Genomic DNA, 1,564 nt, shown 5'->3' on the forward strand with positions numbered 1-1,564 from the left:
TTCTGACGCCACGGCTTCTTACCGCCGCCAGATACTTCAGAGCGAGTTTTCTGAGCCTTGGTGCCCTGACGGCCGCCCGCCAGGTAGGCGACTACCGCCTGATGCACCAGGTCTTGATTAAATTCTTTGCCAAACGCCACCTCAGATACGTTGAGCGTATCTTTGGCACCATCGGGCTTTACAATATTCAATTCCATGGTCGTTTCCCCTCGGACAATTAACCGTTACTGCGCGCTTTAACTGCGGGACGAACAATGACGTCACCACCGGGAGCTCCCGGAATGGCGCCTTTGACCAACAGCAGATTACGCTCAGCGTCGACGCGGACCACTTCCAGGTTCTGAACAGTTACCTGTTCGGCACCCATGTGACCTGACATCTTCTTGCCCTTAAAGACGCGACCCGGTGTCTGACATTGTCCGATGGAACCGGGGGCACGGTGAGAAAGGGAGTTACCGTGGGTAGCGTCCTGCGTGGCGAAATTCCAACGCTTGACGGTACCGGCAAAGCCCTTACCTTTGGAAGAACCGGTGACATCGATCTTTTGGCCAGCCTCAAAGGCGTCAACCGTAATCTCTGCACCAACTTCGAAGGATTCTTGAGTATCGTTACGCAATTCCCACAAACCACGTCCGGCTTCGGCATTCGCCTTGGCGTAGTGGCCCGCTGCGGGCTTGGTAACACGTGAGGCGCGACGAGACCCTACGGTAACCTGCACTGCAGAGTATCCGTCGGTTTCTACATTCTTCACCTGGGTGACGCGATTGGGAGCAACCTCAATCACGGAAACAGGAATGGAAACACCATCATCGGTAAATATGCGAGTCATGCCGCTCTTGCGGCCGACAATACCAATCGTCATGTTGCTAACCTCTCAGTGTACGGGGCTTTTACCCGCTATGGCCGCCCATTTCAGAGCGTTACACAAACCCGGCCGAAACCGGGATTAACATTTACTTTGTATTAGTTAAGACTGATCTGAACCTCTACACCTGCAGCCAAATCGAGCTTCATCAGGGCATCAACGGTTTTTTCAGTGGGCTCAACAATGTCCAGCAAACGCTTGTGTGTACGAATCTCGTACTGATCACGCGCGTCCTTGTTGACGTGCGGGGAGATCAATACAGTGAAGCGCTCTTTGCGAGTCGGCAGCGGAATCGGGCCACGGACTTGTGCGCCTGTGCGCTTTGCTGTCTCAACAATTTCCTGGGTAGAGGCATCGATGAGCTTATGATCAAAGGCCTTCAGGCGAATCCGAATGCGTTGATTCTGCATGTGAACCAAACTCCAGTAATAAACTTTAAAGAACTATCCAAATTGGCGATGGCGTCCGAGCTGAGCTCGTTGATACCCTGCAAAATGGAGGCGCAATTCTAATGGCGGGACAGCCCCCTGTCAAGGGATATGCCAGGATATTCCCGGAATTCCGGAAAACGCACCATTATTTTTTAAAATCAAAGACTTATATCTCCAACAGAACATCTAAAATCGCTCAGGAGACAAAAAAAGGCCCCCGCAGGGGCCTTTTTCAGAGCCTGTATCGCTTACTCGATGATCTTAGCGA

Annotated in this window: 4 protein-coding genes; 1 reads left to right on the forward strand and 3 read right to left on the reverse strand. The window is 52.2% G+C overall.

The genetic code is table 11. The features are described from left to right. The 3 genes from rplD to rpsJ all read right to left on the reverse strand — a co-directional run. A partial coding sequence (rplD, locus tag B3520_RS01820; protein WP_286875213.1) for a 50S ribosomal protein L4 occupies nucleotides 1-197 on the reverse strand: 197 nt, incomplete at its 3' end. A 20-nt stretch (nucleotides 198-217) separates the two neighbouring features. Beyond that, nucleotides 218-862 carry a 50S ribosomal protein L3 gene (gene rplC / locus B3520_RS01825; protein ID WP_024462474.1) on the reverse strand — a complete coding sequence of 215 codons (645 nt, stop codon included), beginning with the start codon at nucleotides 860-862 and terminating at the stop codon, nucleotides 218-220. Nucleotides 863-963: 101 nt separating this feature from the next. Then, nucleotides 964-1,275 (reverse strand): 30S ribosomal protein S10, encoded by a 312-nt coding sequence (gene rpsJ / locus B3520_RS01830; RefSeq protein WP_024462473.1) that lies wholly within the window; start codon nucleotides 1,273-1,275, stop codon nucleotides 964-966. Nucleotides 1,276-1,376: 101 nt separating this feature from the next. Between rpsJ and B3520_RS01835 the strand changes: the two genes are divergently transcribed. Then, nucleotides 1,377-1,564: hypothetical protein (locus tag B3520_RS01835; RefSeq protein ID WP_286875215.1), on the forward strand; the 188-nt coding region annotated here is incomplete at its 3' end.

The sequence above is a fragment of the Marinimicrobium sp. UBA4509 genome, from assembly GCF_002388575.1.
Taxonomy (GTDB): Bacteria; Pseudomonadota; Gammaproteobacteria; order Pseudomonadales; family Cellvibrionaceae; genus Marinimicrobium; species Marinimicrobium koreense.